This window comes from Nocardiopsis sp. CNS-639, from assembly GCF_000381685.1.
Lineage (GTDB): Bacteria > Actinomycetota > Actinomycetes > Streptosporangiales > Streptosporangiaceae > Nocardiopsis > Nocardiopsis dassonvillei.
In genome coordinates, this window is sequence record NZ_KB906854.1 from 177871 (window position 1) to 203491 (window position 25621).

The 25621-nt window shown below is 72.4% G+C and carries 18 protein-coding genes and 1 tRNA gene; 10 read left to right on the top strand and 9 right to left on the bottom strand.

The window, feature by feature from the left end:
• Positions 1 to 272: 272 nt before the first annotated feature.
• Complete coding sequence (locus G011_RS0100695) at positions 273 to 2300, bottom strand: acyltransferase family protein (RefSeq protein ID WP_019606770.1); 2028 nt, start codon at positions 2298 to 2300, stop codon at positions 273 to 275.
• 587 nt (positions 2301 to 2887) lie between these two features.
• Between G011_RS0100695 and G011_RS0100700 the strand changes: the two genes are divergently transcribed.
• Positions 2888 to 4021, top strand: coding sequence for a hypothetical protein (locus G011_RS0100700; protein ID WP_026337883.1), 1134 nt, complete (start codon positions 2888 to 2890; stop codon positions 4019 to 4021).
• A gap of 150 nt (positions 4022 to 4171) precedes the next feature.
• Here the strand turns inward: G011_RS0100700 and G011_RS0100705 are convergent, their stop codons facing one another.
• Together G011_RS0100705 and G011_RS0100710 are read right to left on the bottom strand one after the other, a co-directional pair.
• Positions 4172 to 5545, bottom strand: a complete 1374-nt coding sequence (locus G011_RS0100705; protein ID WP_019606771.1) for a choice-of-anchor A family protein — start codon at positions 5543 to 5545, stop codon at positions 4172 to 4174.
• Positions 5546 to 5892: 347 nt separating this feature from the next.
• On the bottom strand, positions 5893 to 6642 hold the full coding sequence (locus tag G011_RS0100710) for a TetR/AcrR family transcriptional regulator (protein ID WP_019606772.1): 750 nt from the start codon (positions 6640 to 6642) through the stop codon (positions 5893 to 5895).
• Positions 6643 to 6754: 112 nt separating this feature from the next.
• Here G011_RS0100710 and G011_RS0100715 point away from each other — a divergent pair, with 112 nt between their 5' ends.
• The gene (locus tag G011_RS0100715; protein WP_019606773.1) at positions 6755 to 7492 is read left to right on the top strand and encodes an SDR family oxidoreductase; all 738 of its coding nucleotides are present in this window, start codon (positions 6755 to 6757) and stop codon (positions 7490 to 7492) included.
• A gap of 98 nt (positions 7493 to 7590) precedes the next feature.
• Entirely contained in the window at positions 7591 to 8256 is a 666-nt protein-coding gene (locus tag G011_RS0100720) for a DUF6518 family protein (protein ID WP_019606774.1), read from the top strand.
• A gap of 154 nt (positions 8257 to 8410) precedes the next feature.
• Here G011_RS0100720 and G011_RS0100725 read toward each other — a convergent pair whose 3' ends face one another.
• A complete protein-coding gene (locus G011_RS0100725) occupies positions 8411 to 11641 on the bottom strand; it encodes a tetratricopeptide repeat protein (protein ID WP_019606775.1) in 3231 nt (1076 codons plus the stop codon).
• A gap of 496 nt (positions 11642 to 12137) precedes the next feature.
• On the opposite strand from G011_RS0100725, the gene G011_RS0100730 reads away from it, so the two are divergent.
• From G011_RS0100730 to G011_RS30505, 3 genes are all read left to right on the top strand, one after another.
• Positions 12138 to 12974, top strand: coding sequence for a hypothetical protein (locus G011_RS0100730; protein WP_026337884.1), 837 nt, complete (start codon positions 12138 to 12140; stop codon positions 12972 to 12974).
• A gap of 132 nt (positions 12975 to 13106) precedes the next feature.
• Complete coding sequence (locus G011_RS0100735) at positions 13107 to 13376, top strand: hypothetical protein (protein WP_019606777.1); 270 nt, start codon at positions 13107 to 13109, stop codon at positions 13374 to 13376.
• A 418-nt stretch (positions 13377 to 13794) separates the two neighbouring features.
• Complete coding sequence (locus tag G011_RS30505; RefSeq protein WP_155979693.1) at positions 13795 to 14973, top strand: DNRLRE domain-containing protein; 1179 nt, start codon at positions 13795 to 13797, stop codon at positions 14971 to 14973.
• A gap of 478 nt (positions 14974 to 15451) precedes the next feature.
• On the opposite strand, the gene G011_RS29455 is transcribed toward G011_RS30505, so the two are convergent.
• On the bottom strand, positions 15452 to 15817 hold the full coding sequence (locus G011_RS29455) for a hypothetical protein (protein WP_231391354.1): 366 nt from the start codon (positions 15815 to 15817) through the stop codon (positions 15452 to 15454).
• A 379-nt stretch (positions 15818 to 16196) separates the two neighbouring features.
• On the opposite strand from G011_RS29455, the gene G011_RS29460 reads away from it, so the two are divergent.
• From G011_RS29460 to G011_RS0100760, 3 genes are read left to right on the top strand one after another with little or no spacing between them, the layout of a single operon-like run.
• Entirely contained in the window at positions 16197 to 16952 is a 756-nt protein-coding gene (locus G011_RS29460) for a toll/interleukin-1 receptor domain-containing protein (protein ID WP_019606779.1), read from the top strand.
• Positions 16949 to 19027, top strand: a complete 2079-nt coding sequence (locus G011_RS0100755; RefSeq protein WP_026337885.1) for a hypothetical protein — start codon at positions 16949 to 16951, stop codon at positions 19025 to 19027. Before G011_RS29460 ends, G011_RS0100755 begins: the two co-directional genes overlap by 4 nt.
• The gene (locus tag G011_RS0100760) at positions 19024 to 20151 is read left to right on the top strand and encodes a hypothetical protein (RefSeq protein ID WP_019606781.1); all 1128 of its coding nucleotides are present in this window, start codon (positions 19024 to 19026) and stop codon (positions 20149 to 20151) included. Before G011_RS0100755 ends, G011_RS0100760 begins: the two co-directional genes overlap by 4 nt.
• Positions 20152 to 20188: 37 nt before the next feature.
• On the opposite strand, the gene G011_RS0100765 is transcribed toward G011_RS0100760, so the two are convergent.
• The gene (locus G011_RS0100765) at positions 20189 to 21445 is read right to left on the bottom strand and encodes a helix-turn-helix transcriptional regulator (protein WP_026337886.1); all 1257 of its coding nucleotides are present in this window, start codon (positions 21443 to 21445) and stop codon (positions 20189 to 20191) included.
• 317 nt (positions 21446 to 21762) lie between these two features.
• Here G011_RS0100765 and G011_RS0100770 point away from each other — a divergent pair, with 317 nt between their 5' ends.
• A complete protein-coding gene (locus tag G011_RS0100770) occupies positions 21763 to 22485 on the top strand; it encodes a hypothetical protein (RefSeq protein ID WP_155979694.1) in 723 nt (240 codons plus the stop codon).
• A gap of 177 nt (positions 22486 to 22662) precedes the next feature.
• Here the strand turns inward: G011_RS0100770 and G011_RS0100775 are convergent.
• The 3 genes from G011_RS0100775 to G011_RS30830 all read right to left on the bottom strand — a co-directional run bounded on the left by G011_RS0100775 (position 22663) and on the right by G011_RS30830 (position 25591).
• Positions 22663 to 22738, bottom strand: a tRNA-His gene (locus tag G011_RS0100775).
• A 67-nt stretch (positions 22739 to 22805) separates the two neighbouring features.
• A complete protein-coding gene (orn, locus tag G011_RS0100780; protein WP_081642905.1) occupies positions 22806 to 23456 on the bottom strand; it encodes an oligoribonuclease in 651 nt (216 codons plus the stop codon).
• Between the two features lie 86 nt (positions 23457 to 23542).
• A complete protein-coding gene (locus G011_RS30830; protein WP_081642906.1) occupies positions 23543 to 25591 on the bottom strand; it encodes a DUF2510 domain-containing protein in 2049 nt (682 codons plus the stop codon).
• Positions 25592 to 25621: the final 30 nt, after the last annotated feature.

A 25621-nucleotide genomic window follows, 5' to 3' on the forward strand; every position in this document is an offset into this window, starting at 1 on the left:
GTGTTCTCCCTGTGCGGCCGTTTCGGGTCACGAGCATACCCCTCATGCGTGCGTTGACGGGGAGAACACGGGCCTTTTGGTTTCGCGCGTGTCCGTGGGTGTTCCCCGTGCGCGCAGAACCGGTTCGAACTGCTCATACTGCGACATCAACCAAGAAAAACACCCCTTTTCTCGTTTCATGAGAAAAGGGGTATTTCATGCGGGGAAACGCGCCATCGCGGGATATCCCGCGCCGCTTCGCGCTTTTCCCGCGCTGCCCACGCGGGGCGCGCTCAGGACTCCAGCGCCTCGTCCATTCTCGCGGCCAGGTCATCGGTGAGCAGGTCGATGTAGGTGCTGGTGATGTGCCCGGAGTCGCGGTAGACCATCACGTTGCCGATCACCGCCGGGCACCCGCCGTCCACGCAGAACCGGTCGGTGAGGTCGACCCAGTGCACCTCGCCCCCGGACTCGCGGGCCGCGATCTCCTGCGGGTCGGCGTCCTGGAGCGCGTCCCGCTCGGACCGCTCGCACGGTGAGGGGTCCTCCAGGTTGGCCGCCACGCACTCCACCACGTCCCGGCGGGCGCGCGGGGTGTCGCGCAGCGCCACGACCTCGCCGCTGACCCGCGCCACCTCCTCCCACAGACGACCCATGCCCTCGGCCACCACGACCAGGTCCTCCTCCGGGGTGGTCTCCTCGGCCGGGTCGCTGGCGGTGGAGGAGCTGGTGAACACCAGGTCCGGCCGCAGCTCCTCCAGTTCGCCGATCACCGCGCGGTTCCAGTCGCTGCACGCCGTGTACGGGCCACCGTCGGGGCCCTTCATCACCGTGTCGGTGAAGGCGCACGAGGACTTGGTGTACAGGTGCAGCCGCCAGCCCCGCTCCTCGGCCATCCCCTCCAGCGCGGTGACCCACTGGGCGCTGTGCGAGTCCCCGAGCACGGCCACGTCCTGGGTGGCGTCCTCGGGGCCGTACACGCACGGGTCGGAGGGGTCGGTCTCGGAGTGGGAGGCCTGGCAGTCGTCGTCGTACAGTGTGGGCACGTCGTCCTCCGCGTTGACGGGGGAGGGGTAGAGCGGACCCGCGTCAGCGGTCCGGCCGAGGGCGGCGGGACCGGTGTGCACCGCCGGGTTGAAGGTCACCGACCGCTCCTGGTCGGCCCGCACGTACACCGCGCCGCTCACCGCGGCCACCGTCACCACGCCCGCCGTGGCCACGGCCAGGGCGGAGCGGCCGCGGCGGACCAGGCCACGGTCGCGCACGGGGTCCTCCACCCACACCTTGGTCGCCCACGCCAGCAGCACGGACGCGGCCGCGACCGCCAGTGCCTCCACCGCGCCCAGGCTCTCCTGCCCCAGCAGCACCAGCGCGAAGACGATCAGCGGCCAGTGCCACAGGTACAGCGAGTACGACACGTCGCCGATCCACCGGGCGGGCGCGGTGCTCAGCAGCCGGGACGCCGACAGCCTCGCGGGGGAGTCCTCGGCGGCGATCACCGCCGCGCCGCCCAGGACCGGCAGGATCGCCGCCCAGCCGGGGAAGGGCGTGGCGTCGTCATAGGCCACCGCGGAACCGGCGATGGCGACCAGGCCGAGCCAGCCCAGGGGCGCGCGCCAGCGCTGGGGCAGGCCGCCGTGCGCCAGCCCGATCGCGAGCAGGCCGCCGACGGCCAGCTCCCAGGCGCGGGTCGTCGGCAGGAAGTACGCCGAGGCCGCCTCCCGCGAGGTCAGCAGCACCGAGCAGGCCAGGGACAGCACCAGCACCGCGCCCAACAGGACGGTGAGGGTCCCGGCGGAGGCCCGCCAGCGTCGCCGGGCCAGGGACCACACCACGAACAGGAGCGGCCACACCAGGTAGAACTGCTCCTCCACCGACAGCGACCAGAAGTGCTGGACGGGGCTGGGCGGGTCGTCCGCGGCCAGGTAATCCACCGCCTGCTGGGCCAGGTAGAGGTTCTCCACGTAGGCGGCCGACGCCACCAGCTGCCAGGCGGTGTCCACCAGGCGGGTGACGGGCAGCAGGAAGAGCGCGACCGCGCCGGTGACCAGGAGCACGGTCGTCGCGGCGGGCAGGAGGCGCCGGATGCGGCGCACGTAGAAGCCGCCGATCGACACCTTGCCGTGCTCGGTGGCCTCGCGGTACAGCAGCGACGTGATGAGGAAGCCGGAGATCACGAAGAACACGTCGACGCCGACGTAACCGCCCGGTAGCAGGGCGGGGTTGAGGTGGTAGACGAGGACCAGGAGGACGGCGACGGCGCGCAGACCCTGGACCTCGGGCCGGAAACGGCGTCCGGTCCGGGCGGGTGCTGAGAACATGGGCTGGCTCCGAGAGCGGGCTCGGCGACGAGGGTGGGTCCGGGGGGTGAGTCGCGGGGGATGATCGCATTCTGTGCCGTTTCGAAGACCCGAGGCGACCCCGGAGCCGACACGGTGGCAGGTGTTCGTCCAACAGGGGTGCGGGGGACACGTTCCCTTGGTCGGGTGTTCGCCTGGCGGGTTCGGGAACCGTCGGCGGGGCGGTGGTTCTCCGGGGGCTCGCGGGGCCGTGGTCCCCGGTGGTGTGAGCGCCTCGTAGGCGTGCCGGGAGGGTGAGCCGGGGGCTCACACGGGGTGTCGTGGCTCGTGGTTCGCGGTGGTGCGGCGCGTCCCGCCGGGGTGCCGGGGGACGCTCGCAAGGGCGGGGCTCACGGGGCGCGTGGGATGCGTGGGAACGCGCGGCTCGGGGCCCGGATCACGGGGCCCGTCCGGTGGATGCGACGTGCTCGTAAGGCGTGTGCACCGGTTCGTGACGCGTCCGCTCCGGATCTGGGGCAGACTGTCGGATGTCGCCGGAAGGGATCGCGCCGGTTCGCCCAGGACCGTGCCGCGTCGCGGAGCCCCGTTCGCCCGAGCGGGTCCGTCCGGTGCGACCGCGCCGCGAGAGGAGGCACACCGTCACCCCCGTCACCCCCCTGAGCCGCGCGCACCTCGTGGCGGCCGCCACGGTCGTGGTCGTGGTGCCCTGTGTCCTGTACCCCCTGATCGGTCTGTGGACCCTGCTGTGGATCCCGGCCGTGCTGGTGCTGGGCGCCCTCGCCCCGTACCTCGGTGACGCCGCGGCCGCCGTGGCGGCTCCGGACGCCGCCGACGCGACCGCCCACACCTCTTCCGCGCAGGCCCACGGCGGACAGGACGAAACGCTCCGAGCCTTCGGTGAACGCGGCGGCACCCGGATCCGCCCGGTCGCGCTGCCCAGCGCCGCGCGGGACTACGACCTGGTGTTCTCCGCCGTGGTCCACTGGCGGTGGGAGGGCCACGTTGACCTGAGCCTGCGCAACCCGGTCGCCCCCGCCGTCCTGGCGGTGGTCACCCGCGCGTCCGGGCTGACCCGCGGCGTCCGACCCGGCGACCACGGGACGGCCGAGTGCGAGCTGGCCGCCCGGCTCGCGGTGGAGACGGCGGTCACCGGAGCCGGGGTCGTGGTGTGGGCGGAGGAGGTGAGCCTGCGCCTGCCGGAGGAGGACGCCGAACGGCTGCGCCGCATGGCCGCCCTCCGCAAGGACCGCGAGCTGCGCGAGGCCGTCCGCGACGCCGAGGAGGAGCTGGAGGATCTCCCGCCCTCCCGGGTCGGTCAGGCGCCTCCCCCGCATCTGGCCGCCTCGCCCTCCCCGCGCCCGAAGGTCCCCTCGGCGCCGGCCGTGAACGGGGGCCTCGACGCCTTCGGCGGTCCCGACCCGCTGGACGACCCGCTCGACCTCGGTGGGGACGACGGGCCCGAGCCGTCCCCGGGCCCGGGCAGCGACGTCGACGAAGAGGGGTACGAGAGCTACTGGTGGCCCGCCGAGGAAGGCCCCGAGTCGGCTGAACGCGACGTGCAGGTGGCCATCCTGCGCGGGCTGGCCGACTCCTTCGAGGACGCCGGGGAACGCGCGAAGTTCGTCCACGAACAGGTGATCGTCCTGGAGCGGGGCGGCTTCAGCGAGCTGGCGCTGCGCATCCGCGAGGAGTACCCCGAGCCGGACGGGCGGGAGGCGCCGGACACCGAGGAGCCCCGGTGAACGCCTGGGGCTCCGATCACCCGGATCGGAGCCCCCGTGCGGAACTCAGGCGGACGGTACCGGTGCCGACCGCCGCCGAGGCCCCCGCAGTCAGCGTCCCGGTCACCGGACCGGCGGCCGGTCCCGTGCCGCCTTTCCCGCGGACCTCCCTCAGACGGAGGACCCGGACTTCCTGCGCCTGGTGAACACGAAGGCCGCCACACCGGCCCCGATCGCCACCACCGCCGCGCCGACCAGTCCCCACAGGCTCGCGCCGGTCACGGCCAGACCGCCGTCCGATCCGGCAGCCTGCTCGGGTGAGGGGGACGCGGAGGGCTCCTCACGGGGCGTCTCCTCCGCGACGGGAGCCTCGGTCGGCTCCTCCTCGGGGGCCTCGGGCTCCTCACCGTCCGGAGTCGGCTCGGGCTCTCCCGGCTCCTCGGGGGTCTCGCCCCCGCCGGGCCCGCACGGGGTCAGCTCCGCGGAGAAGTCGCCGTTGTGCAGCTCACCGTTGCCGACGACGCCCGCGGACAGGGAGCCGTGCTCGAAGGAGGCGGCCACGACGTTGCCCTCGATGTTGCTCGGCGACAGCCAGCTCACCTTCGCGTCGGGGGCGAAGACGGTGCCCTCCAGGGTCCGGCTGTCGGGGGTGAAGGTGACGGAGGCGGCGTCCCCGAAGTTGAACAGCACGTAGCGGGCCTCCTCCAGCCCGATCCCGGCCATGTTGGGGGTGCGCCACTCGAACCGTCCGCCCACACCCGAGGTGTCGACGTTGACCAGGAGCGGCGCGTCCGGTCCGGGCTTGTCCTCGAAGGTGATGACCTCCAGGGCGGCCAGGTCCTCGGCGGCGACGTTCCACACGTTCTGGGCGCCTTGGGCCAGCGGCAGGGTGACGTTGGCGCCCCGCTCGAAGGGCGGCAGGGCCTCGGAGCCCTCGCCCGTCCGCAGCGGGACCACCCCGCCCTCGCACGCGGCGAGTCCGGCCGAGCGCTCGCGGTAGGCGGGGAACAGCCCCGCGACGTCGAGGGCCGGGCCGGTGACGGACTCCTGCGGCTGGCGGACGGTGAGCGAGATCCGCGGTGTGCTCTCACGGCCCTCGGGACCGGCGACCACGGTGTTGACCTGGGCGCCGTTGTGGTCCGTCGTGCTGATGTCGGCGTCCGCGGCCGCGCCGACCTTGACGTATCCGCTCTGGAGCACCTTGAGGTCGCCCTCGCTGGCGCCGAAGTCCACCCGGCCGTTCACCAGGAGGGCGGTGGGGTGCTCGTCCCCCTCGGCGGTGTGGGAACCGGCTGTGTGGGCGGCCACGTTGTAGTCGCCGAACACGAGGTCGCCGCCGACCGCGATGGCTCCCTCGGACTCGTTGCCCGCCAGGACCGCGTCGCCTTCGGTGACCACGAGGAAGCCCTGGTTGCCGGACACGGGGTTGACGGCGGTCTCGGCCAGCGCGGGGGCGGCGGGCAGCAGCCCGAAGGCCAGGAGGGCGGAGGTGGAGGCGCAGGCCCCTCTCAGGAGCAGTGAGGGGGTCTGGGGACTTCTCGGCATCTCGGATGTTCCGTTCCGGAGTCTTCGTACTGGTGGGGAATGCGGACTGGTGGGGAAGGGGCCGACGGGCGGGGCGCGGGAGAACGGGGAAGCGTTCCTCCGGGGTGCGCCGGACGGGGACGTCAGCGGTCGTCCCGGCCGCGGGCCCGTCGTGCCCTCCGCTCCCGGGCGGGAGCCGGGAACGCGTCCCGTGGTCACGGAGCGTGTTGGGAGCGCTCCCGAATGTGGCTCGCGCGGTGTCCTCCTCTTCCACGCGCGACACGTGCCGCCGGTTGCCATGCCGTCGCCGTTGTTCCGCTTCCGTGTCCTGTGCGGTGCCGCCGCCGGCGGCTGAGGGGGCGGGCGGGTCAGAGGTCGCGGGACCCCGGTTCCGCGTCGGCCAGGCGGGTGAGGAGTTCGCCCAGCAGGATGCGCTCGCCGTGGCTGAGCTCCGCCCGCGACCGGTCCAGGACCGAGCGCAGGGCGATCGCCCGACGAGCGGGTTCGCGGTCCAGGTCGGCTCCGGGACCGGTGCCGGCCGCCACGCCGGTGTCGGCGCCGGGGGCGGAGGTGATCGCCGTGAGGACCGCCTCGCGCGTCCTGACGGACAGCGACAGGTCGGGCCGGTCGGAGCCCGCCCTGATCAGGCTGAGGGTGACGCCCATGCCCGCGGCGTGCACCATGTCCGCCGCCTGTTCGACACCGACGACGAGCCGGCCGGCCTCCGCGACCCGGTGCACCAGCGTGAGCAGGACGCGCCGGGCCTCCCGTGTGGTCTCACCGCTTCCGCCCGGCGCGGGGTCGCCGTACATCAGCAGGTAGTGGGCCGGGTTCTCCACACCGAACCCGACGTGCAGGTCCCAGCCGCCCCGCAGGTCCTCCACCGGGTCGGACGAGGCGGGCTGGGCCGTCTTGCGCGCCAGGTAACGGGTGAAACCGTCCGCGGCCACGGCGTTGAGCAGGCCGTCCATGTCACCGAACAGGCGGTAGATCGTCGGGGGCTGCACCTCGGCCGCGGTGCTGACGGCTCGCGTGGTGACCGCGGTGCGCCCGTGGTTCCTGAGAAGGTCTGCGGCGGCCTCGATGACCTTCTGCCGGTTGTCGCTGCGGGAAGCCATGTATCGATGATAACGGAATTCTGATATCGCCTTTGTGTTATCGTCGATCAAGTACTAGTGTTATCAGCGTTATCAAGGGTGGGCGGAAGGCCGCCCCGACGGGAGGACGATCATGGGCAGCACCGAACAGCGTGTGGCGCTGGTGACCGGCGGGTCGCGCGGTATCGGACGGGCGATGGCCGAACGCCTCGCCGCCGACGGCCAGGACGTCGCGATCGTGTACGCGGGCAACACCGCCGCGGCGGAGGCCGCCGTCGCCGCGGTCACCGACGCGGGCGGCGGCGCCGTCGCGATCCGGGCCGACGTCGCCGACGAGGACGCCGTGCGCGCGGCCTTCGACTCGGTCGAGGAGCGGTTCGGCGGCGTGGACGTCGTGGTCAACTCCGCCGGGATCATGCTCCTGGACACCGTGGCCGACTTCGACCTCGCCGACCTCGACCGCATGCACCGGACCAACATCCGGGGCACCTTCGTGGTCAACCAGCAGGCGGCCAGGAGGGTTCGCCGGGGCGGGGCGATCATCAACGTCTCCACCTCGGTCGGCAAGCTCGCCCTGCCGACCTACGCGGCCTACGCCGCCTCCAAGGGCGCCGTGGACGCGATCAGCCCGGTACTGGCCAAGGAGCTGCGGGGCCGGGACGTGACGGTGAACGCCGTCGCCCCCGGGCCCACCGCCACGGACCTGTTCCTGGCGGACAAGAGCGAGGAGCAGGTGGAGCGGCTGGCCGGGATGAACCCCTTCGGGCGCCTCGGCGCCCCCGAGGACATCGCCGAGGTGGTCTCCTTCCTCGCCGGGCCCGGCCGCTGGGTCAACGGCCAGACCCTCTACGCCAACGGCGGCATGGTCTGAGCCCGACGAACCGGGGGAGCGGGGCGCGGCGTTAACCCCGGTGAGGACAGGCCGCCCTGTCCGTGGCGAGCACGCGACGACGGAACGGAACAGACCCCATGGCCGCAGACACGGAGAAGCCCGCGACCGAGCCCGTACCCGCTTCCCCGAGCGCGCTGCTGACCCCTCTGGGCGCGGCCGTCGGCGCGGGACTCCTCACGGGGTTCCTGACGTCCTACGCGCAGGGACTGCTTCCCCACGGCCTGGCCCCGCTGGCGAACTCGGCCGGGAGCTGGAGCCTGGTCGCCTTCCTTCTCGGCATGCTCTCCCCGCGCCCGTGGGTCTCGGCGATCGCGGGCGCGCTGTCGCTGGCGGCGATGGTCCTCGGCTACGACATCGCTTCCGTCCTGCGCGGATTCTCCGCCTCGCCAGGGGGGACGTTCTTCTGGCTGACGGCCGCCGCCCTGGTGGGGCCGGTCCTGGGCTGGGGCGGTAACGCGCTGCGCACGCGGTCCCGCCTCGCCCCGCCGGCTGCGGGCGCCATGAGCGGCGTGCTCGTCGGCGAGGGGGCGTACGGACTCCTCTACATCGCGGACACCACGTCCCCGGTCTACTGGTCCTGCTCCATCGCCGCGGGTGCCGCGTTCCTCGGATGGGCCGCGGTCCGACGGTGCCCCGCCCCGCGCCCGCGCTCCCTCGCGCTCGCCGCGGGAACCGCGGCCGTGGTGGCTACGGCCTTCGTCCTGGTCTACTCCCGCAACCTCATCATGTGGTTCCCCAACTGACGCGCTCGCGCGCTCCCCGCGGCCCCACACCTTCCACACCGGCCCCGGGCCCGGACGTCCCGGCGCTCGGGCCGGTGCCCGACCGGCCGCTGGTACGGCGGAGACGTCTTCCGCCTCGGCCCGCCCGGCGCACCGGTTCCGGCCGCCCGGGCCCCTACCCCGGCTCAGCGGTCCGCGACCCCGGGCTCCCGGCCGGGCCCCCGGACTGGCGTACCGGGTCGGTGCCGGGGGCCGAGTCCGAACCGTGCTCGATGACGCGCAGCATGTCCCGGATCTCCCCGAGCAGCGACAACGGCACCGTTCCGAGCCGGACACCCTGTTCCGCGAGCCCCTCGGCCTCGTTGAGCGTGCGCCAGGCCTCCAGGAGGTCGCGGCGGGTCATGATCCCCGCCAGCAGCTTCATCGCCCGCAGCTGCCCCGAACGGTGCTGGAGGCCCCGGTAGCCGTCCACCGCGACCCTGGCCAGCTCCTCGGCCTCGGGCAGCCGCTCGGCCTGTTGCAGCGACTCCGCCGCCATGCGGTGCGCGCGGGCGTGCCACCACTTGTCCCCCAGTTCCCGGAAGCCCTCGGCGGCCCGCAGCATCTCCTCCTTGCCCCGATCCCGGTCCACGGCCATCCGGGCCTGTCCCAGGACCAGGCACGTGCGCCAGCGCCCCCAGTCGTCACCGATCTCGACGAAGGCCCGCTCGGCGTCGCGCAGCCGCGCGATCTGGTCCGCGACCTGCCAGGTGTCGCGCAGCCTCTCCCGTCGGCGCAGCAGCCCGCGCGCGGGCCGCACCTCGGCGCAGCGTTCGGCGTACTCCATCCCCCCGTCGGCGAACAGGCCGGCCACCCTGGCCCGCTGCCTGCCCGGCCACCCGGGGTCGCGCGCGGTCAGGCGGCGGCGGTCGCGCTCCCGCGCGGGGCTGAGCAGCAGCTCGCACTCCCAGGCCTCCCGGTTGAGCTCGTTGGTCGGCAACCGGCCCAGCGAACGCAGGTAGCGGGCGTGGTACCAGTCCCCGTTCGGCGCACGGGAGAGCCGTTCCCTCTCGTCCTCCAGCAGGAACCAGGCGTTGAGCGTGAACCCGCGCAGCCGCAGCACCTCCCCCTTCTGCAACCGGACCCTGGCCCACTGCTCCTGGGAGTCCTGGGAGCCCACCAGCAGGTCCTGCGCGCGGGTGAGCGCCTCGTAGGCCCGTTCCAGGTAGCCCTGGAAGCGGTCCACCTCGGCCAGGTTGCACAGGGCGCGCACCTGCCACCAGCGGTCACCGTGCTCGGAGAAGATCCGCACGGCCTCCTCGATCTCGGCCCGGCCGTCGTCCAGGTCGCCCCGGCGGTACAGGTTCACCCCGACCGCCCGGTGCGCCCGCGCCTTCCAGCGCGGATCGGCTTCCGCCCCCAGCTGCTCCAGGATGTAGAGCGCGGTCAGGGCGCGCTCGTAGCCGGTGTCGTGGTCGCCGTGGCCGCTGGCCACCTCGGCCCGGTCGAGCAGGGCGACCCCGTAGGCGAGCGGTTCGCCCATCTCCAGGGCCAGCGCGGTCGCCTGCTGGGTGGCCTCGCGCACCGCCTCCCACTGCGTGCGCCCGGTCCGGCACAGCACGGCGAAGGCCCGGCGCAGCCGCCACCCGTACCCGATGGCCCGCTCGCGCTGCCGCTCCCGTTCGGTGGCCCGCCCGCGCGGCGGGTCGTCCTCGGCGGTCGCGCGCGGCTGCGTCCAGTGGAAGCAGACCTCGAAGCCCCGCAGTTCGGTCTCCAGCCACGCCATGGGGTCGGCCGGGCCCCTCGGTCCGATCGGGGCCGGGTCGCCCCCGCCGTGTCGCTCGGCGTCGCCGCCGGGCAGCGACGCCCCGAAGCTCCACTCGTGCGGCGCGGCCCGGCTCGCCGCAGCCTCCGCGATCCGGTCGAAGGCGCGCAGCAGCCGTTCCACCGCGAACCCCAGCTCCTCCCGCGACCAGTCCGGCAGCTCCTCCTCCGGCACGCCCAGGACCCGGGGACCCGCCGTCAGCAGGGTCTCGCGGACGTGGTCGTGCAGCTGGAACCGGTCGAACCCTCCCGCCTCGTACAGGTACGTCACCAGGTACCGGTGGCTCATCCGCAGCAGCAGCGGCTTGGCCTCGTCCTCGGAGACGTCGAGCAGGGCGGCGGCCGCCCACGCGGTGAAGGTGGTCAGACCGGCTCCGGCCAGGCGGCTCAGCAGCAGCCGCTCCCGCGGCTCGCACTGCTGGAGGCTGAACGCGAGGGACTGGGCGATGGCCTGTGGCCCGGGCACGGTCAGCCGCAGGGCCGGGTCGCTCATATGGCGCAACAGATCGGCGGCGCCGGGTCCCCGCTCCTGGGTGACCTGCGTGCTCACCAGGCAGATGGCCAGCGGGAACCCGTGGCACGCGGAGACGAGGCCGGGCAGCGCGGCGCGGTCGGCCTCCGACAGGGGGCGGGGCGAGTCGCGCACCAGCCGGTTGAGCAGCTCCGTGCCCTCCTCGTGCGGAAGGGGGTCCAGGTGCCTGCGCAGCATGGGCTGCGCCGCGTCGGGGAAGTCGTTGCGGCTGGTGATCAGGACCGCGCACCCCCGGCCGCCGGGCAGCAGCGGTTCCACCTGGGCGTAGTCCTTGGCGTTGTCGAGGACGACCAGCAGTCGGCGCTGCTCGGTCGCGGTCCGCCACAGCACGCACAGCTCCTCCAGGGAGGCCCCGTCGGGCGGGCGGCCCCCGACCTCGGTGATCATCTGGACGAGGACGTCCTCGGGCCGACGGGGTTCGCGGCGCGCCGGGGCGATCGGGTCGGGGCCCTCGGATCCGCCCTTGCGGGAGCGGTGGCCCGGAACGGAGCGGCCGAGCACGGAGGAGCGCGTCTCGGGCGGGGCCTCGTGCGCCGCGCCGCCGTAGAGCTCGAACTCCAGCTTGCCGTCGGGGAAGCGGTCGGCCACCCTGTCGACGACCTGCGCGGCGAGCTGGCTCTTGCCGGTGCCGCCCTCGCCGGTGATCGCGATGGCCAGCGGGCCCCGGGAGCCGCGCCTCCCCGCCCTCCACGCGGGTCGGCCGACCAGGCGGCGCGCGCCCCGGCGGGGGAAGCGGGCGAACTCGTCCAGCAGCTCGGCCATGAGGGCGGCGTGGCCGGTGAAGTGGTCCACCGGCGGAGGCAGCCGTCGGCGCAGCGCGGGTTTCTCCTCGGGCCGCTGGGACTGGTCGAGCCGGTCGAGCAGCGCCTGCGCGGAGGCGGTGACCCCCATGCCCAGGAGGGCGAGCACCACGACCAGCAGGCCGCCGTTCTCCGGCACGAGGTCCGGGAGCCCCTGGAGGGCCGTGCCCAGGCCGACGAAGATCACCAGACCCGTGGCCAGCCCGCTCTGGATCGGGCGCCGTCTGCGTGAGGGCGCGGTGACGACCTCCTCGCGGGAACCCTCGTCCACGCTGTCCCTGCCCTTCCCGAAGGCGCCGGACGAAAGACGTCGAACCTCCGTGTGCGCCGGGCCCGAGGGCCCGGCTCGGTAGGAGACCGATCCTCGCGGTGTCCGGAGTCCGGTGTCCAGACGGGTACGGGCGTCCCCGCCCGCGTTCACCCGTCCGTCGCCGTCCCGCCATGCGCGGTCCACCCGGCGCCGTCGCGTCCGGGTGCGCGCGTCCGTGCCCCGCCCCGGGGTGCGGCCGTGGCCGGTTCCGCCGGCAGGGCGGGCGGCGGGGGCGGGGCGGGTGTCCGCTCGGGATGGCGCGAAGGTGCTCTGAGCAGGGGGAACCGTTTCGGGGCGGTGGCCGGGGGTACATGGGGCGAACATGCACGCATAACTCCCAAACGGCAATAAATCGGACAGGCAGTCGGGGTGTCCGCGACACGGCCGACGGCGCGGGCCGTCGCCGGGAGGCGGGGCCCCGGGGCCTGGCCGGACCGTTCAGAAGGGTGCGCAGAAGGTGAAACGGAGTACTCAGGACAGCGGAGGAAGCACGGGCCGGTCCGCCAAGGGCGGAGGCGGCAAGGCCCGGGGGGACGTCGCGCCCACCGAACGGGAGGCCGTGGCGGGGCCCGCTCGGGCCAGGCGGTCGACGGCCGCACCCAAGGCCCCCGAACCCGAAGCCACCGAGCCTCAGGTCCCCGAACCCGAAGCCGCTGAGCCCCGGGCCCCCGGGGCGGACGTCGCACACACCGGCCGCGTCCCAGGTGCCGAGCGCCCGGTCCGCGCCCCCGGGGTCGAGGACCCGGACGTGCTCCTCGACGTCCCGGTGGTCAAGGTCGACGAGATCGGACTGGAGGTCGAGAACCTGCGGGCCTCCGTCTCCCTCCAGGCCGAGGTGCTGGACCTGCTCAAGCTCAAGGTGGGCGCGGACGTCGAACTCGGCCGCGTCAGCCTCACCCTCAAGGGGGTCGAGGCCCAGGCCCTGCTCAAGGTCCAGCTCGACAACGTCCGGGAGATCATCACGCGGGTCCTGCAGACCATCGACACCAACCCGCAGATCCTGGAGCACGTGACCCGGGGGGTGGGGACCTCGCTCGACCAGGTGGCGGGCGGTGCGGGGCAGGCCGTGGGAGCCCTGGGCCGGGGCGCGGGCGGCGCGGTGGAAGACGTGGGCCGGGGTGCCGGGAGCGCCGTGGAGGGTGTGGCCCGCGAAGCCGGGAACGCGGTGGAGGGTGTGGCCCGGGGCGCCGGGGAGGCCGCGCGGGGCGTCGGCCGGGGAGCGGGGAAGGCCGTGGAGGACGTCGGGGACGTCGCGGAGGTCGTGGAGGACTCCGACGACACGGCGGAGAAGTAGGACGGTGGAGAAACCGGGCAGTGGAGGAGCCGGGCGCCGGGGGAGCCGAGCACCGGGGACCGTGGCCGCTGTGCTTGGGGCGGCCTGGAGCAGCCTGGAGCGCACCGTTCGGAGATCGGGAGGTGGGAGGCCATGGACGACCGGACCGGGCCCGAGTACGACGTGGAGATCAGCGCCTCCGTGTCCGCGGACGAACTGACCTTCGGCGAGGTGCCGGAGGTCAGGTCCCGGACCCAGGGGGAGCCGGAGCACGAGGGCACCTCCGGCAGCGAACGCTCGGGGCTTCCCCACGGCGTCCGCTCCGGAGTGGTGTACACGGACATCCGCGTCGACTACCGGCTCGCGAGCCGGATCCGGCTCACCGAGGAAGCGCCGCCGGACCCCGACGCCGAACGGGAGTGACCGTCCTCAAGGGCCGGTTCTCCACGATCCCGCCGGGTACGGGCGCGGGGGTGTTCCCGCGCCCTGCGGCTGGGACCCGAACCTGTCCGGCCCGGGCGGCGGGCCGGACAGGTTCGGGGCCCGGTGAGCGCGTGTCCGTCCCCGGAAGCGCCTGGTTTCCGGTCTGACGTGAATGGGTTTTTCCTGGCTGTCAAATAAAGGGCGCCGGCGTGTTCGCGTGCTTCTTTTCGGGCGGGCTGGGTTTGCGCGGTGCCGGTGTTTCTTCGGGTGATAACCAGAGTTTTGGTCCGTGTTTATACCCCTGGGGTTTGTGGGGTGCTGTGGAAATTTGGTAAATTCCTCGTGGCTGAAGCGGGATGTGAACGTTTCTCCTGAATTCTTTTTCGGTCATAGCTGGAATGTGTAGGCACCACCCGTAATGCGTCGTTCCCTGACCCGTGCGACGGCGGTCTGTGCGGCTTACGCCCTGGTTCTCGTGCTGGGGGCGGCCGCTCCCGCCACAGCTGACGAGGGCGTTCCCACCACCGCCGACGGCGCCGCCGTCCCCGGAGGGCCCGGTGCCCCGGGGGAGCGGAGCGGTGGACCGCGCGGGAGCGACCCGGACGTGGAGGGGACCAGCGGCCCGGCCGGACCCGGGGCCGCGTCCGCCACCGGCGGTCCCTTCGCCCCGGCGCGCCCCCACGGTGAACGGACCGAGGTCGAGAGCTCCTCGTGGACCTACGTGGACCGTGCCTTCCCCGACCGGCCCCACGACGGCGCCGAAACCGCGAGCGTGGGCACCGGACGCCTCGAATGGGACCGGAACTACACCCGCAGGGCCCTGTTCGGGTTCCCCGTCGCGCCCGGCCCCGGCTTCGTCGTCGAATCCGCGGTGCTGCGCACCGAGGTGGCGTGGTCCTACGACTGCGGCAGCGACTCCTTCGTGCAGCTGCACCGGGTCGACCCCTTCGATGAGGGGGTCACCTGGAACGACCAGCCGCGGGCACGCGCCCTGCTCGACACCCGAAGGATCAGGGGCGGGCGGTCCGCCTGCCCCGTGCCCGGCGGCGTGGAGTTCGACCTGACCGAGGCCTACCAGCAGGCCGTGGACAATGGAGAACCCCACCTCCACCTCCGGCTCGCCGAACGCGACGAGTCCGGGACCACGGCCTGGCGCCGCTTCGACGTCGAGGACCACCCGCCGGTGCTGGTGGTCGACCACAGCACACCGCCGTCTCCGGACGCGAACGCCGATCCGAACGTCCTGCGCGACGACCCCGAGGAGGACGCGGCCGACGACAGGGCGCTCGACGGGCGCACCGCCGTCCATGGGGAGGGCTTCCCGGACCCCGCGCCGACCCGGTTCGCCGAGGGACTCGACCTCTTCGGCGTCACCGCTCCCGGGACCCGCAGAGACCACGACGCCCGTGTTCCAGACCTTGTCGCCGCTGACCGCCTGCCGGGCGGGGGTGAGCGCATCCGTCCCCGGCGGGGGAGACGGACCGGCCACCCCACCGCTGCGGACGGCCACCGGCGACGGGACGGGGACACGCCGCCCCGGGTTCGAGGGCCTCCAGCCGCCACCCGGTCGGAGACCGTTTCGGTCCACCGATCATGAATGAGGAACCGGTTGACGGGCGACGATACCCGCCTTTTCCGGTGCGTCATCCAGTTGGGTGCGAGGACGCACCGGCGGCAGCCCGAGGGGGTCGGGCTGGCCGCTCCCGGAGCACCGTGAGGTGGGCGGAGCTCGGAAGCGGCCACGGAGCCACGCCACCGCCGCACCGGCCACAGGGCACGGTGGCCGTCTGCGGCGAGGGCACGGTTCCGTGCCGGTGGAAGAGGGGTGTCCGTCGCCGGTACCGGACGCGTCTGCGGCAGGGCCCGGCAGGGGGCTCTGCCGCCGGAGGCCGCAGCGGCCCGGAACCTCCTGTGTGCGTGGGCACCACCCAGGAGGACACCGGGCCGCCGTCCGGCCTGGCCGAAGCGAAGGGGATCAGCGAAGAAACTCCGAATGACTTCGACGTGGAGCACCAGACGAGCCCCTGCATATTTTTTGGAGACGGAAATAACGCGTTATCGGGCGGCGGCCGAATTCACGCCCACGGATCGTGATCCCGTAGATCCCGCGTGTTCTCGCCGAGCACCTGCCGCGCATGCGCGCCGAGCATCTGGGTCAGGCAGTGGTGGATCCCGGTGTCGTCGGTGTCGACGTACCGTATCCACGGCACCCGCGATATGGCGTCGGCCACCACCGTCGTGAGTACCTGGGGCAGGACCCCGAGAAGCTGGTCGGGCACCGGCTCCTCCGTCAGGCACAGCCACGCGAGCGCCGCGCCCAGTCGTGTCCCGGCGTCCTGCTCCGAGGACGACCACAGCCCACGGGCCCAGACGGTGGCATCACCGCTCGTATGGTGCTCGCGGGCCAGTTGTGCGATGGCCGGGACCAGGCTGACCCGCACCTCGGGCACTTCCTCTACCCTCAGTCGGCCGTGCAAGGCGGCTAGGGCCCGCTCGACCTCGCCGGTGACCGCCGCGAGGGCGTGGAACGCGCTGCGGAGGGTCGGGACAAAGCGGTGAACCGCTACGACGCCTACCCGCCCGAAGAACTGCTGAGCCGGGCATATGCGGCGCACACCCTCGAGGTTTCCGATGCCTTCCAGGTCCGTGCCGACCTGGCTGGGTGAGCCGGGGTCACGGGTGCGGGGTTTCCTGTTTCCCTTTCGTCGGGCCCCGGGAAAACGTGTCCCTCGGCCTTTTCCGGTGGCTGCGGGGACTCCAGGATCAGTCACTGGGCACATGATCCGCTTGCCCGACCGTGACTGACAAGAAGGGGTTTCCATGCCGGGATGCTTCATCAACTACAGGACGGGCGACGGCGAGCACGTCGCCACACTGATCGACCGCGAGCTCAAGCAACGCTTCGGTCCGGACGAGGTGTTCCGCGCCAGTCGTTCGATCGACGCCGGGCAGGACTACGTACATGCCCTGGACGCGGCCGTGCGCCGCTGCGAGGTCCTCGTCGCGATCATCGGTCCCGCATGGCTCGACAGCCCTCACCGGTCCGGCGGCGACGGACGAGCCCTCGACGATCCCGACGACTGGACCCGTCGGGAGATCGCCACCGCCCTGTCCCTGGGCACCCCGGTCATCCCCGTCCTGTTCGACGGGGCGGCCCGGCTGCGCCCCGCCGACCTTCCCGAGGACATGCGGGGCCTGGCCCGCTGCCAGAACCGCCGTCTCCACCACCGCTCCGCCGAGTCCGACCTCGTGGACATCATCGAGGCCGTGGAGGTGGCCGTCCCCCGGCTCGGGGAAGCTGACGAGACCTCCGAGGACGCCTCCCGCCAGCCAGCGGGGAGTGGAGTGTTCAACACCGCGCACGATGTGAGCGGCGGAACGGTGTCGCAGGCCGGAGAGTTCCACGGGATCAACGGGATCAGCGGACGGACCGGGGACGTGGCGTTCGGCAACTCCGGTCCGGTCAACACGGGCGCGGGTTCCCAGTACAACGGTTCCACCGTGCACAACGGCACCGGTGACCAGATCGGGGTCCATCGGTTCCTCGGACACCGCGACCGTGGGGAGAGCCGGTGAAGCCACCAGGAGCGGCACCGGAGACGGTCGTCGCAGGCAACGACGGTGCGGTGAACGCGGGGGAGGGCACCCAGTACAACGATTCCTCCGTGCACCACGGCACCGGTGATCAGAACATCAGCACGATCTTCGTGGGTGCCGAGTACGCCAGGTTCGCCATGGACGAGCGGGGGCGGCTGCGTCACCTCCGCACCGTGGTCACCTCCCGGCGCCTTGAGGACCTACGTGCCCGGTACGTGGTTCCACCCGGATACGACGAGGAGGAACGGCGCCGGGAGTTGGCCGCGCACGGGATCCTCGTCATGTCAGGCCCGGAGGGCGTGGGCAGGCGTACCACCGCGCAACTGACCCTCGTCCCCAAGGGGTGGGAGCGCGAGGTCGATCTGCGTGAGATCCAGGTGGAGGCCGACCCCCGGCCCGTGCTCGACGCTGGGGATGTCCAGCGTGGTGAGCGGATCCTGGTGGACCTGACCGGACCGGTATCCGACGTCGCCGAGCTGCGCCGGGACATCGTCGTCCTGGCGTCGCAGGTCCGGGAGGCCGAGGCACGGCTGGTGCTCGTCGTGGACGAGGACGATGTCCGCCAGCTTCCCGACGACCTACGCGAACGGTCGGTCGCCCTGCGCCGTCCCGATGGCGCGGCGGTCCTGGACTCACACCTGCGCCAGTACCGGACCATGCCCGCCGTGACGGAGTCACCCGGGGACGGCGTTTCCGGTGCCGGATCCTCCGTGCCGCTCTCCGAGGCGGTGACCGCCTGGCTCGGTCACGCGTCGATGTCGGAGATCGAGGAGTTGGCACGCCGCACCCGCGACGAACACCGTACGGCCTCCGGCCCGGGAGGCGTCCGGGAGTTGCTCGACCGGGTCCTGGGCCACGGCCACCCGGACGCGGACCAAGCCTTGGACGAGGCGAGTGGCCGTGACCGTGCGCTCCTGCTGGCTGCGGCCTTCTTCGAAGGAGCAAGGCTCGACCACCACTCCGCCGCCGTCGAACGCCTCCTTCCGACGGTCCGCGCCCCAGAGGACGAGACCCCGCCCCTGGAACGGAAACGGTTCGTCACCCAGCTCGAGAGGGTGGGGGCCGGCCTCGGCGAGGATCGGCGCATCGGTTTCACCTCCCCCGGTTACGGACGCGCCCTACGCACGGCGTTCTGGGACGCCTGCCCCCACCTGCAAGCCGAGTTCGCGTCCTGGATCGACGCGTGTGTGGCCGACCCGGAGCTGCCCCCGGCCGACCGGGACGCCGTGGCCGAACGGTGGGCCGAGCAGGCGTTGCGCACCCACCGCCTGTCGGAGCTCCTCGGCCGGGTGGACTCGTGGGCCGCCGGACTCGGTCCGCAGGCGGCCCTCCTGCTCTCCTCGGCGCTGGCGGACGCCCGACACGGCACGGCGACCCGCCAGCAGGTCTACGTGTGGGCGCGCAACCGCACGATCCCAAGGGCGCTGGCCTACGTGCTGGTGGCCGTGTGCGCGAAGGAGCTCGCCACCACCCACCCCGATCAGGCGTTGGTTCGGCTGCACCATCTGGCTGACAACGCCGATCGCAAGGCGGCCGAGGCCGCCCGGTCCACGCTGTCCCGGCTGGCCGACGACCCCGCCCTGTACCGGCGTCTGCTGCGCAGGGTCAGCAACAAGCTCGCCGGGCCCGACCGGAGAAACCGCGAGATCGACCGGGTCCTGTTCTGGGACCTGACCGCACCGGCCATGATCGTCGGCGGCCGTCGGCCCCACACCGCGCGTCGTGATGTCACCGCGTGGATGGCCACGGGACTGCCCGTCGCGCTTTCCCTCGGCCCCCACACGGCAGCCCACTACGCCGAACGGCTCCTCAGCCATCCGGGATCCCTGCCCGACCTCCTCGTGGACCAGCTGGTCACAGCTGCAATGGACACCGGCTGCCTCTCCTCTCTCTACACCACCGCCCTGCGATGGTCTGGCGGAGGTGGAACCGCGTCCGGTACGCCCACTCCCCGTCCAGCCCGGGTCGACCGTCTTCTGCGCCGTATCGACGCCGCGCAGGGGCTCGACCTGTCCTCTCCGACAGATCCGTCACGGAAGGACCCCACCCCGTGAACTCTCCCGTGCGCAACCGTGTTCTGATCATGGGTTCCGCCCTCGTCGTCGTCCCCGCCGTCCTCTACCCCCTGGCGGGAACGTGGACATGGTTGTGGGCGCCGCTGCTGCTCATGGTCCTCGCCCTGCTGCTGCTGTTGAGCTCGATCACGGGCGGCCAGCCTCCGCTGCCCGCCACGACCACAGTCACCATGCGCCACGAGCCGGGGTCGGCCCGGGTCCGCGACACCCGGATGGCGAGCCTGACCGAGGACTACGAGTTCGTGTTCTCCGCCGACGTTCGGTGGAGGTGGACCGACGGGCCCGACGCGAGACTGCGCAACCCCGCGAGGGCCGCGGAGAACGCGATCGTGACGGCGGCGCGCGTCGAAGCGGGCAAGTACCGGGCGGTTGAGGCCGACGTGGCGCACCACGCCCTGGCAGCCCGGCTCGGCGAGGCGGTGCCGGTCCATGACGGTCTCCTGGAGGTGTGGGCCGACGACGTGCTGCTCAGGCTTCCGGAGGAGGACGCCGACCGCCTGCGGCAGCTCGCCGACCTGCGTAAGGAGAACAACAGGTGGGAGGTGGAGCGTTCCGTCGAACGGACCAAGCGCGCCTACTTCGCCGACGACGTCTTCGCCACTCCGGGCAACGCGGTCATCTGGGACCTGGTGCGCAACGGCGCCAACGTCGAGACCACGGTGGGGCGGGTGGGTTCGCTCGCCCGACTCTCGGAGGCCGGCAAGGGCAAGGACCTGACCGATCTGCGCGAGCGGCTGCGGGAGTGGGAGCCGGCCCCGGCGACGGAGGGGCTGGAAGCCGAGGACGGCGTGGGTTTCGGGACCTTCCACACGGACGTCGGATCGGGGTGGAACGCGCAGAGCCCCGCCGACGACCGCGGGCAGACCCCCGCCGATTGGGGTGATGCCTTGGCGGAGATGATCGCCTCCGTCGAGGACGAGGACCAACGCACGATGTTCGCTGACCGGCTCGTCCAGGTACTGGAGAGGAGTCCCCGCGCTTATCTGGCACCGCGGCTTCGCGAGCGTTTCGACCTGCCCGGAACCACCTCGAGTGAGCCCAACGCCGATCCCCGCGAAGACGGTGGCGCCCCGGACGAAGGAGAACCCGACCACGGGGCGTAGAACCAGCGCCCGCCCGCCGTAACGGGCGGGCGCCCACTCACGGCTGGTGCAGTGCGGCCACGAGCTGAGGGCCCAGGTCACGTACCTCCTCATGCCCGTGATGGCGGGCCAGAGCCTGGGACAGGCGGCGCAGATCGGCCACGATCGTCGCCGAACCGGACATCGCCGCACCGTCCAGCAGGTCCCGCGTCAGGGTGCACGCGTGCTCGACCTCTCCTGCCAGGGCGTGTGCCAGGGCCCTTCGTGTTCCAAATCTGGTCCGGGCCCGTACCGCGGACTCCGGAAGCCGGGTCACCTCCTCGTCCAGGATCCGAGCCCCCTCCTCGAACCGGCCCAGATCCACCAGACACCACCCTCGGGCGACGCCCACGGGATCGGTCACATGCGAGGAACCCAGGACTTCCGGGGAGAGCGGGCCGTCCGGATCCGGCAGTAGCTCGCGGGCGCGGTCCAGGGAACGCTCGCACGACACCAGATCCCCCATCAGGGCATGCCCCTGAGCCTCACGTTTGGCCGCCAACCCGAGTACCCTCGGCGAGGCTCCGGGCTTCGAGAGCACACGTCTGGCCAGTGCGACCGTCCGGGCTCCGTCGTGGGCGTACATCGCGACCAGGGCTTGGCGTACGTGCGCATACGCGCCCATCTCCCGGTCTCCGGCCGCGGCGGCCATCGTCACGGCGGTGTCGGTCCACCACAGGGCAGCCGTGTCGTCGCCCGCCTCCTGCGCCATCCAGCCCGCGTACTCGGCGAAGCGGGAAGCCAGGGAGAGGGCCGTCGACGCTGAGCGTCCGTCCGTACCCGTCGCGAGGTGGCGCAACGCGTTGGCCTGAGCCACCGCCAGTGGCAGGACGACGCGGGGTGGAGCCTGCTGACCGAGTACGCGAAACGCCGCGAACTGTCCACGGAACCATCCCAAGGTCTCCGGAGCAGCGGGGGCGGGACCGGCGGCCAGCGTCATCAGAGAGGCGGCCCCGGCGGACAGCACCGTACGGCGGTCGATTCCGGTGAATTCGGTTCTGCCGTCATCCTCCATGCGAAGAATCCACACCTCCTGGCTGCGGGAGGGCACCTTCGGCGCTGGATCCCCGGACAGGTTCCGGGCGGGAGCGAAAACGAGGAGCGCGCCGTCCGCGCCGAGCGCGGTGTCACAGGCGACGGCGGCCTCGGGGGTCGGTGGCTTGGCTCCGGTCTCCAGCTTGCTCAGGTACCCCTTGCTGTAGTGGGTCGTCCGGGCCAGATCGGCCAGGGACATTCGGGCTTCCTGCCGGCGTCGGCGGAGCTCGGCACCGAACATTCTCGTCGCCTTCCCGTACGGAGGAGGAGTGCTTGCCAGGTGCCCAGGAAGAGGGAAACGGGCGACGGTGGGAATGCCCGGGAGGCCGTCCGGCAAACGGGCCACGAGTCCCTGTGCTCGGTGGGTTCATGGCTGACACCCACGGAGAACCGCCCCCGGGTGAAGCTCTGTCATCGTGCCTCGTGTATCCCTGGAGCGCGCCGGTGGGAGACGGAACTGGGGATGGTCACATGGGACTGGACGCCTTCGTGCCCTGCCGCTGCTGGAGGGACGGGCGGCTTAGCACGCCGCCGCCCGTGGACCCGTCCCTCATTCGCGTGGACGAGGAAGAAGGGTTCGTCGATCTCGTCGTGCCCTACGAGGGTCACGAGGACCTCCACCATCGAATGGACGACTGGAGGGCGAACGCCGCCTGCCCGCACGAGGAGATGGAGCTGGTTTCCGGGCGGATCTCCAACTGGTCGGGAGTGGAGTGGTTCCGTAAGGCGATCGACGAGGCCGGGGAGCATCGTTTTCCGGTACTGGCGAGCCGCCTTCCCCGCGCGAACGGAGGGTTTCTCGAGACCGAGGAGGCCGCGGCGATGCTGTCGGAGCTGCGCGACCTCGCCGGAAGCAAGGACCTCGGCAGGCGGATGCTGCTTGTTGGTGAGGGGTCGGATCAACCGATCCTCCAGCACCCCGGATCAGGCCGATACGTGTTCGGACTCGGTGTGCGCTCCCGTTTCCGAATGGGGCTGGGCCCTGACGGGTTCTTCGTGGAGGACAAGGAAACCGATCCCCTGATGGAGCTCTTCCGGTCATCGAGGTTCGCCCAGGAGGAAGTGGGGGAGGGCGAAGTGCGCTTCACGGCGCTCGACCATGACGGACACCTCACCGTGTCCTGGCCGTATCTCCTGGGACGGAGCGGGAGACGCCCTCCCCAGGTCCTCCTGGTCCGTGAAGCCGCGCTGACGGCGGAGGACGTGCGTTACATCGTCGATCCGCTCATCACCGTCTGCCAAACGGCGGTCGACACCGACGCCCGCGTCCACTGGTGCTGAGCGCTCCACCGCACCGGAGTGGCTCCACTCATTCGGGTTCGTGTCCAACCGATGATCGTCATGGAGTACGCGGAGACAGGGGAGAGAGACACGGACCGATGCGCGTCTCGATACACCCCTGGACGCGCGAAAGCCCCTGACCGTTGCGCTTTCGCGCTGGTCAGGGGCTTTCGCCTCTGGGGTGAGTGACGGGACTTGAACCCGCGACTTCTTGGACCACAACCAAGTGCTCTACCGGCTGAGCTACACCCACCACGTGCGCCGGGCCTCTCGGCCCCGCGTACGTATGAAAGCTTAGCGGACTCCGGGGAGTGCTTCGATCAGTTTTCCGTCGCGTCGTTCCCGAGAGCCGCCTCGCGCGCCTCCGCGCCGGTGCCCCCGGCCACCACCTCGGCGGCGATGGCGCGGGCGGTGGCCGAGTTCGGGCCGGGCTCGGGCACGAAGGCCGCGGCGCGGTAGTAGCGCAGCTCGTGGATGCTCTCGGTGATGTCGGCGAGCGCCCGGTGCCCGCCGTTCTTCTCCGGGCTCGCGTAGTACACGCGCGGGTACCAGCGGCGCAGCAGCTCCTTGATCGAGGACACGTCGACCATCCGGTAGTGCAGGAACTCGTCGATGCGCTTCATGTCGCGGGCCAGGAAGGTGCGGTCGGTAGCGATCGAGTTGCCGCACAGCGGAGCCTTGCGCGGCTCGGTCACGTACTGGCGGATGTGCTCCAGGACGAGGTCCTCCGCCTCCTGGAGGCTCACGCCCTTGTCCAGCTCCTCCAGCAGGCCGGAGGTCGTGTGCATGTCGCGGACGAAGTCCCCCATGCGGTCCAGTGCGGCCTGCGGCGGTCTGATCACGACGTCCACGCCCTCGTCGAGGATGTTGAGCTCGCCGTCGGTGATCAGGCAGGCCACCTCGATCAGCGCGTCGCGCTCGAAGTCCAGGCCCGTCATCTCGCAGTCAATCCACACCAAACTGTCATTCATACCGGTCAGCTTAGGGGTTGTGGGGAGTCGCGGGGGATGACGAAGGGGGCGGCCGGACCGTGTCCGACCGCCCCCTTGAGCCTGGGTCAGTCCCAGATCCAGGGGTCCGAGACGCCGGGCGGCTCACCGACGCCGAAGATGGCGTACATCCAGTCCCACACGCCCCAGAACTGGAGGTAGCCCAGGACCAGGAGGACGAGCAGGATGAGCAGGAAGGTGAAGCAGCCGCAGCCGCATCCCCTGCACCCTCCCCGCTTCTTCTTGGGCTTTTGCGGGCGGTGCTGCTGGTAGGGCTGTCCCGGTCCGGGGGGCTGCCCCGGACCCGGCTGGCCCCACTGCGGGCCCCCGGGGTGTCCGCCCATCGGCGGCTGTCCGCCCGGGGTGTTGGCCATGGGGCCGACGGTCGGCGGGTACCCGGGCGGCGGGCCCGACCGCTTGTTCCGCTGGCCGGGCGGCGGACCGACGGGGGGCATGCCCTGCGGCGGACGCCCCGGAGTGTTCGGGCCGCCCATGTGCTGCGGGGGCGGGTATCCGGGCGGACCGAAACCACCCTGTTGGGGCGGCGGGGGCTGGCGGTAACCGGCTTGGGGCCCCGACGGCGGGTGCTGCGGTCCCGACTGGTGCTGGGGCGAGAACATGCCCTGCTGCGGTCCGGACGGGGCCGCGGGCGGAGCGGAGTGCCCCTGCTGGGGGCCCGAGGGCGGCTGCTGCGCGGCGGGCGGGAAGCCCGGGGGCTGCTGGGCACCGGGGAACGGCTGGGCGGAGGACTGCGGCCCCGAGGGCTGCTGGCCCGGGGCCTGCTGCTCGGAGGAGTGCTGACCGGGCTGGCCGGGCTGCTCGGGCTGACCGGTCGGGGACCACGGGGCTCCCGGCTGCGCACCGACCGCCGAACCGGCGGCGGCAGCGGCGCTCGGCCCCTGCGCGCCCGGGGGCTGCTCCTCGGCGCGGCGCCGGGCCTCCTCCTCGCGGCGCTTGGCCTCCTCCTGGAGTTCGGCCTCCCTGCGGACCCGCTCCTCCTCGCGCCGCTTGGCCGCCTCCTCCTCGGAGTGGCGGCGCTGCTCCTTGCGCTCCTCGGACAGGTCGGACCAGCCCTCCTTGAGGCTGCCCAGGAACTTGTTGAACTTGCCGCCCTTCTTGTTCCCCTCGTCCGCGCCTCCCGAGAAGGCGGGGTCGCCCGGGTTGAACACGGCCGTACCGGAGGGTTCGCCACCCGAGGGGTTGAACACCGCGGTACCGGCGGCCCCGCCCCCTGCGGCCCCGCCTCCGGAGAAGGCCGGGTCGCCCGGGTCGAACACGGCAGTACCGGAGGTCCCGCCACCCGGGAGTGCGGGGTCGCCCGGGTCGAACACGGCGGTGCGCGGTGCCTCACCGCCCAGGTCGTCGTCGGTCAGGTTGGACGTGGGGATCTCGTCGTCGGTGAGGTCGGCGGTGGGCAGTTCGTCCTCGTCGCGCCGGGGAAGGTCGCCCGGGTTGACCCGCACGGTCGCTCCGTCGCCCGACCCGTACCCGCCGTCCGTTCCGGGGCCGCCGCGGCCCGGGAGGTCGGCCGGGTTGACGCGCATCGTGGAGTTCGTGCCGCTCAGGTCGGCGGTGGGCTCCTCGTCATCGTCGCCGCCCCGCGCCCAGGAGGGGTTGATGCGCATGGTGCTGGGCTCGTCGTCGATGGGTGCGCCGGGGGGCGGTGAGGCGGGGGAGGAAGAAGAGGGGGAAGAGGGAGAGGAGGAACCCTGTGCCCACGACGGGTTGATCCGCATCGTGCTGGGCTCGTCGTCGATCGGGGGCTGGGGGGACGGCGGGGTGGTGCCCTGCTGGGGGGATCCCTGCGCCCAGGAGGGGTTGATGCGCATGGTGCTGGGCTCGTCGTCGATCGGTGCCGCCGACTGCGTCTGGGAGGGGCCCAGCCGCACCGTTCCGGGATCCTCCTCGTCGGAGGCGGGGGCGCCCTGTCCGGACCCACCCTGTCCGGGTCCGCCCAGGTGGGTGGTCGCGGCCTCCTCGTCTCCCGGATCGCCACCGCCCTGGAGCTCGCTCAGGGAACGGGTATGCCGTGTCCACTCGCTGCCGTTCCACCATCTGAGCGTCTGCGCGTCGCCCTGCGGGTCCGCGTACCAACCCGGCTCGATAGATCCACCCATGGGCGACAGACTAAAGGGTTGCGGAACGGC

Bases quoted from the DNA above. Each gene is read 5' to 3' on its own strand.
- G011_RS30830 (WP_081642906.1), bottom strand. From the start codon at position 25,591: ATGGGTGGATCTATCGAGCCGGGTTGGTACGCGGACCCGCAGGGCGAC.
- G011_RS0100735 (WP_019606777.1), top strand. From the start codon at position 13,107: ATGGACGACCGGACCGGGCCCGAGTACGACGTGGAGATCAGCGCCTCC.
- G011_RS0100695 (WP_019606770.1), bottom strand. From the start codon at position 2,300: ATGTTCTCAGCACCCGCCCGGACCGGACGCCGTTTCCGGCCCGAGGTC.
- orn (WP_081642905.1), bottom strand. From the start codon at position 23,456: ATGAATGACAGTTTGGTGTGGATTGACTGCGAGATGACGGGCCTGGAC.
- G011_RS0100715 (WP_019606773.1), top strand. From the start codon at position 6,755: ATGGGCAGCACCGAACAGCGTGTGGCGCTGGTGACCGGCGGGTCGCGC.
- G011_RS0100705 (WP_019606771.1), bottom strand. From the start codon at position 5,545: ATGCCGAGAAGTCCCCAGACCCCCTCACTGCTCCTGAGAGGGGCCTGC.
- G011_RS29460 (WP_019606779.1), top strand. From the start codon at position 16,197: ATGCCGGGATGCTTCATCAACTACAGGACGGGCGACGGCGAGCACGTC.
- G011_RS30505 (WP_155979693.1), top strand. From the start codon at position 13,795: ATGCGTCGTTCCCTGACCCGTGCGACGGCGGTCTGTGCGGCTTACGCC.
- G011_RS0100710 (WP_019606772.1), bottom strand. From the start codon at position 6,642: ATGGCTTCCCGCAGCGACAACCGGCAGAAGGTCATCGAGGCCGCCGCA.
- G011_RS0100765 (WP_026337886.1), bottom strand. From the start codon at position 21,445: ATGTTCGGTGCCGAGCTCCGCCGACGCCGGCAGGAAGCCCGAATGTCC.
- G011_RS0100720 (WP_019606774.1), top strand. From the start codon at position 7,591: ATGGCCGCAGACACGGAGAAGCCCGCGACCGAGCCCGTACCCGCTTCC.